Origin of the sequence: Sulfurimonas sp. (assembly GCF_027056685.1) — a bacterium.
In the GTDB taxonomy this organism is placed as follows: Bacteria; Campylobacterota; Campylobacteria; order Campylobacterales; family Sulfurimonadaceae; genus Sulfurimonas.
On the sequence record NZ_JALUKE010000022.1, the window covers coordinates 1 to 5,806 of the forward strand.

The following is a 5,806-nucleotide window of genomic DNA, read 5'->3' on the forward strand; positions in this document are numbered from 1 at the left end:
TATGTAGTAGTGCGTACAAAAAGCTACTTCACAAAGCTACACACTCTGCAAACGCAAGTCATTACTGTTATGGGTATTAGCTTTATATTTATCGTACTTATCTCCTTTTTTCTTGCCAAACTCTTTATGAAACCATTGCATAATAGAATGAGCCAAATAGAGGGCTTCATTCAAGATGTCTCACATGAGCTTAATACCCCAATAACGGCGCTAAAAATGAGTGCAAGCAGAGCCATAAAAAAAGAGGTGTATGATAAAAAGATACTTACAAACATCTCTATAAGTACCAAACAGCTTGAGAGCATCTACAAATCGCTCACCTTTTTAAACTTCAAACAAAAAACTCAAGAGAGTGAGCAGGTAAACCTCAAAGAGATACTCCAGCAAAACATTCGTTACTATGAAGAGCTTACTAATGCCAAACATATTGAGATACAAAGCTCACTTGAAGATGTAACATTTAACATCATTCCTGCCCGCGCCGAGCTGCTCTTTTCAAACCTTATCTCAAATGCCATCAAATACTCTATGCCAAACACGACCATAAGCATAACGCTCACCCCAGAGTACTTCAGTATAAAAGATGAGGGAGTTGGCATATCAAAAGAGAAACTCAATGCCATTTTTGAACTCTATAAAAGAGAATCTGATATTGCAGGTGGTTTTGGAGTCGGTCTAAACATAGTCAAACAGATTTGTGATGCGTACAACATCAAAGTAGTAGTAAGCTCCGAACTTGAAAAAGGAAGTGAGTTTAAACTCTTCTTTCCCTTTCTCTTATAAATTTTTTGTGCATAAATGGCGAGGTCATGGCAGAGAGCAGTGCGGAATAGTTTGGAAAAAAAATGACAGTATCTCCTACTTTAAGTTCACTTTGTTTAGCATCTAAAATCAGATGATCGCTGCTACCGCCCAAAATATCGACATCAATTTGTGGTGTCAATCCATCGATGGCAACATCTTCTCGACCAAGACCAAGAATGACACGGGGAATAATTCCTCTATCTTCAAAATGTGCTATTTCGCCAAAGGCATTGAGTGCCATCTCTCCGTTTGGTAAAGAGGGTTTTCGTTTTGCCTCTATTACTTCTGCCACAATTTTAAAAGCATCCTGATAAAGCCCTTCTATTTTATTTCTATAAAGAGTTTCAACCCCCAAAAAAATTGATTCGCCCAATCGCACATTGTTCACTCTTTTTGGACGACCGTTTTCCTCAAGCCAGATAAAGTTAGCAGAATTTCCACCTGAAATTATTGAGAGTTTAATCTCAAATTGCTGTTCAATCATATCGGCTAGAAGTGAAAGATGGTTCATTTTCTCTTGATTTGGCTTTATGCCACCAAAGCAGGCAAAGTTTGCACCAATTCCAATCAGTTCAATATTAGAAAGTCGGAGAATTATTTCGACATTATCATGAAGCTCTTCAGGAAGTATCCCCTCTCTTCTATCGCCCATCTCCACCATAAGAATGACCTTATGCTTTTTTTTCTGTTTGATTGCTTCTTTATTCAAGGCTTTTATAACTACAAACTCTGTATTAAGAGAGATATCTGCATAACGAACTACCCTTTTGACATCCGAGAGAAAAGGAGTGCGAATGAGACAAAAAGTTGCATCGACTCCAGCTTTTTTCATACGAATAATATCCTCGATGCGTGAATCACCAAGTAAGGTAATGCCAGCATCCACAAGTGTCTGTGCAATATGCACTTCTCCAAGATTTACTTTATCAATTCCCATCACTTCAATACCAACTTCTCCCCACATCTCTTTGATGCGAGATGCATTGTGAGCAATTTTGTTTAAATCTATTTCAATATAAGGTGTTCTCACTATTTCTTTTTCTTCAAAAGTTCAGGAAATTGTGTCTCAATAGCATCTATGATGCATTTAGTATCTCGCGTTAAAACATCTGTTACTGCTCTTTTATAACTGCTCTTATACTCTTCAATTATTTTATCAATCATAACTTCATCCATATCTTCATGATTTAAAGTGATTGCTAACACTGGTACATTGGTAAACATCTCATTGAGTTTAATAGCATCCTCAAGTTTTGGTATTGGAAAATCTGGATAATCACCCATATTTTTACGCATTGGTGCATGTTGTAAAATCACACTATTTGCCTGTGATCCACGGCTGATAGCACATGAACTCAGATAAGCGGGATGGGTTAAAGCCCCTTGTCCTTCAATAATGAAAATATCGGGTTGTTCTACATCCCAAGCTCGGAGTATTTCCCCCTCAACAACGCCAGCAGCGAAATGTCCCTGTATCGCATCCATAGGCGCACCGTATTTAGCGCCTTGCATAAGACCCGTTTGTCCTGTTGAAATCATTACTGCCTTGTAGCCTGTTTTAATGAGAGCTTGAGTCACGATGGTAGCTGTAGTTCGTTTGCCGATGGCACCATCTGTTCCAAGAACAGCTATTCGAGGTGCAGTTACTTTGAGAATTTCTCCTGTAAAAACACGACGCAAATTTTTTCCCTCATATTTTCGCACATCTGTAACACTTACACCATACTGTTTAGCCTTTTTCATAAATGCTTTATCATCACTTAAAAAACGATGCATACCACTAACAATGCTTAATCCCTTGCTCATGGCTCGTTCCATTAAATCAATATCACCATCAGAAAAATCACCAGTTAATGGCGCAATACCATAAATAAATGTTTGTGGTTTTTTTGAGAGAGAATTTAGAGCATCATCTAAATTTTTAAAAATCATAATACCATTTGCAATGCCATCCAATACTTCACCCGCATCTTGTCCGGCAAATTGACTATCTATAACACCAATTATTTCATATCGCTCAGAGTGACGGACAAGCCCATTGGCTGTCTTTCCGTCCATCTGAGTAAAAAATCCTTCACTATACACAACTGCTGTTGCTTTTTTCATTCTTATCCTTAAGATTTATATATCTTTCTCTTTTGCTATCAATGCGACAACACCATCATGCATATCTTGAACGGCTTGAACTTCTGTTATACCTAAGCGTCTTCGATTGCTAATGTCATAAACGCCACCCTCACTTTCGCTGTGTTCACCGTTAATTCCACGAATTTGGAGATGGTATTTGTCCGTAATAGCTTTAAATGTTTCCATATCTTTTGCAAGTTTTGGCAGAGCAATGTGAACACTTGCTCTCATTGCAGTACCTAGATTTGTCGGACAACTTGTAATGTAACCTAGATGCTCACTATATGAAAAAGGCACTTTCGTTTCAATACTCTTAATTGCATTGACAAGACGACTAAAAACCTCTTTTATATCTCCACCCTGTTGCATAGAAATAATACGAAGTTGATCCTCTTCATTGACCCAAACTAAAAATGTTTTATCATTATTGTGATAAATTCCGCGACCTGCAGGCCAATCACGATTGAGTCCAGCAGCATCTAAAAAGCGATCGCCCTCTTTAAACAAAAAGTGATCTTTAATCAGTGAGTTTTGCACCTCTTTTGACATTCCTAAAAGTGGATAATAGTTACCCTCTAATTCACCCTCAAGAGTATTAAGACCAGCAACAACACTCGATTCTACATGGTCGCGTTGCTCTTTTGATATAGCAGTACCAAGAGGCATATTGTCCATATTTCTTCCAACACGAATACGAGTAGATAAAATAAACGCATTATCAGGGTCAGGATTTGGAGCATTCAAATCATCTGGATTCAAATTACTTTTATGAGAATCTGTTTTAGAAAATCCGTGATACTCCTCAATGATAGGGTCAAAAAGTTTATCAAAAACATCATAAGACTCTTTGTCACCGGCATAAACACCTATGCCACTATCAATATTTTTCACACCCGAATTAATAGCTTGTTCAAGCGTAAAACCATTAGAAGTTTTTTTATCTTTAAGTGCTTCAAATACTTCAGGTGTTAGATATTTGCAAAGAAGAGATTTGCAATCTTTTGGAAAATTTGGGTAGTTCATTGTTTGTCCTTTTTAATAAAATTAATCATCAAGTTATTTTGTAACACTTGAGTAGTATTTATATTCCAACGCTCTATGCAGTAGCTTGAAAAATCCTCATATCCTTGCTTATAAAGCTCCATCTCTTGAATTACTTCAAAAGCCTTATAAAGCTTTTGCAAGTTTTGCATCTCATCAGAAATGATAGCTTCACATTGCTGTAAAAGTACAGTTTGACTCATGATTTTATCACCGTTCCAACCCCCTCACTTGTAAAGATTTCAAGTAGCAATGCATGTTCAATTCTCCCATCAATTATGTGAGCTTTCATGACACCACCATTCACAGCATCAAGGCAAGCATCTACTTTTGGAATCATACCTCCATCTATAACGCCATTAGCTTTGAGAGTCTTAATTTGCTCTTCATTTAGTGTATGAATAATCTCTTTTTCACTGTTCATTACACCTGGCGTGTCGGTCATAAAAATAATTTTTCGTGCCTTGAGGCTAGCCGCGATGTGACCTGCGGCAATATCTGCATTTATATTAAATCCAGGATGTCCATTTTCATTTGATGATGCTACAGGTGCAATGACAGGAATAAATTTTTCAGCTATGAGCTTATTAATCACTTGCGGATCTACTTTTGTAAGTTCTCCCACATAGCCGTATTTTTGCATATCTATTGGTTTGGCTTCAAGCATTGAAGCATCTTTACCACTTATACCTATAGCCTTTGCACCATATTCATTCAGCAAAGCAGTAATCTCTTTGTTAATACTTCCAGAGAGAACCATTTCAACTACTTCCATCACCTTTTCATCTGTTACGCGCAAGCCATCTATAAAATGAGACCCGATTTTAAGACGCTCTAACATATCTCCAATGGCTCTACCACCACCATGTATAACAACAGGCTTAATACCCACCAAATACATCAGTACAATATCTCTTGCAAACTTCTCTTTAAGTTCAGGAGTTATCTGCGCTGAACCGCCATACTTAATAACAAATATCTGATTTGCATATCGTTTTATGTATGGCAAAGCATCAAGAAGCACTCTTACTTGGTTAATTTTTTGTTTCATATATATTCTTTAAATCGTAAAATCTTTTCAGTTGTTTGATTATAGTTTATAAAAATGTAAGAGTTGTGAAATGTAGTTTTATTTTCGTTGGGGAAGAGTAAGTTTAAAGCAGGCACCAATCTCTGTATTGTATGCAATGATTTTGCCATTCATTTTCTGCTCTACAATAAGTTGCGACATATAAAGACCTATGCCGGTACCACCATCTTCATATTTTGTACTAGTATAAGGTTTAAATATTTTTGGCAAGATACCAAACTCAATACCCCCGCCATTATCACAAAACTGCACAACAAGTCCACCATCTTTATCGCTTATATCTATGTTTATTCTCCTTGGCTGCGTTTGAACGGCAAGTGCATCTTTAGAGTTATTAAGCAAGTTAAGTATAACCTGTGAAAACTCACTGTCAGAACCTTGTATAAAATAGGTATTGGGTTTTGCATCAAAATGAACGCTAATATGATAATAATCAAGTGCCGCTGAAACTATTTGAATAGCTTTTTGTATGCAGAGTACCAAGTCAAATTTTTCATCAACTCTGTTTGGACTAAAAAAAAGTCTAAAATCATCAATAGTCGTTGACATATATTTTATTATTTCATTCGCTTTTTGCAAACGGACTTTTAGATATTTCTCATCGAGTTCATCAAAGGCATATGCAGATTCTAAGTTCATAAAAATACCCCCAAGTTGTGCTAATGGCTGACGCCATTGATGGGCGATATGCCCTATCATCTCACCCATAGAAGCCATTTTTGATTGTTGCATCATAAGATATTC

At 36.8% G+C, this 5,806-nt stretch carries 7 protein-coding genes; 1 reads left to right on the forward strand and 6 read right to left on the reverse strand.

All coding sequences use genetic code 11. From position 1 onward, the window contains the following. Positions 1-783 (forward strand): HAMP domain-containing sensor histidine kinase (locus MVY38_RS00850; protein ID WP_297482397.1); only part of this gene is annotated, 783 nt, incomplete at its 5' end. On the opposite strand, the gene MVY38_RS00855 is transcribed toward MVY38_RS00850, so the two are convergent. From MVY38_RS00855 to MVY38_RS00880, 6 genes are all read right to left on the reverse strand, one after another. Then, complete coding sequence (locus MVY38_RS00855; RefSeq protein WP_297482400.1) at positions 755-1,834, reverse strand: alanine/ornithine racemase family PLP-dependent enzyme; 1,080 nt, start codon at positions 1,832-1,834, stop codon at positions 755-757. The two genes, MVY38_RS00850 and MVY38_RS00855, sit on opposite strands and share 29 nt — an antisense overlap. Beyond that, positions 1,834-2,910, reverse strand: coding sequence for a DUF1611 domain-containing protein (locus MVY38_RS00860; protein ID WP_297482404.1), 1,077 nt, complete (start codon positions 2,908-2,910; stop codon positions 1,834-1,836). Before MVY38_RS00860 ends, MVY38_RS00855 begins: the two co-directional genes overlap by 1 nt. Positions 2,911-2,925: 15 nt before the next feature. Continuing rightward, on the reverse strand, positions 2,926-3,954 hold the full coding sequence (locus MVY38_RS00865; RefSeq protein WP_297482407.1) for a phosphagen kinase: 1,029 nt from the start codon (positions 3,952-3,954) through the stop codon (positions 2,926-2,928). After that, complete coding sequence (locus MVY38_RS00870; RefSeq protein ID WP_297482409.1) at positions 3,951-4,175, reverse strand: hypothetical protein; 225 nt, start codon at positions 4,173-4,175, stop codon at positions 3,951-3,953. The genes MVY38_RS00865 and MVY38_RS00870 overlap by 4 nt, the downstream gene beginning before the upstream one ends. Continuing rightward, on the reverse strand, positions 4,172-5,023 hold the full coding sequence (argB, locus tag MVY38_RS00875) for an acetylglutamate kinase (protein WP_297482412.1): 852 nt from the start codon (positions 5,021-5,023) through the stop codon (positions 4,172-4,174). Before argB ends, MVY38_RS00870 begins: the two co-directional genes overlap by 4 nt. A 78-nt stretch (positions 5,024-5,101) precedes the next feature. Beyond that, the coding region (locus tag MVY38_RS00880) for a HAMP domain-containing sensor histidine kinase (RefSeq protein ID WP_297482415.1) at positions 5,102-5,806 on the reverse strand (705 nt) is incomplete at its 5' end.

Coding starts and splice junctions, on each gene's coding strand:
- MVY38_RS00860 (WP_297482404.1), bottom strand. CDS start 2,910: ATGAAAAAAGCAACAGCAGTTGTGTATAGTGAAGGATTTTTTACTCAG.
- MVY38_RS00865 (WP_297482407.1), bottom strand. CDS start 3,954: ATGAACTACCCAAATTTTCCAAAAGATTGCAAATCTCTTCTTTGCAAA.
- MVY38_RS00870 (WP_297482409.1), bottom strand. CDS start 4,175: ATGAGTCAAACTGTACTTTTACAGCAATGTGAAGCTATCATTTCTGAT.
- argB (WP_297482412.1), bottom strand. CDS start 5,023: ATGAAACAAAAAATTAACCAAGTAAGAGTGCTTCTTGATGCTTTGCCA.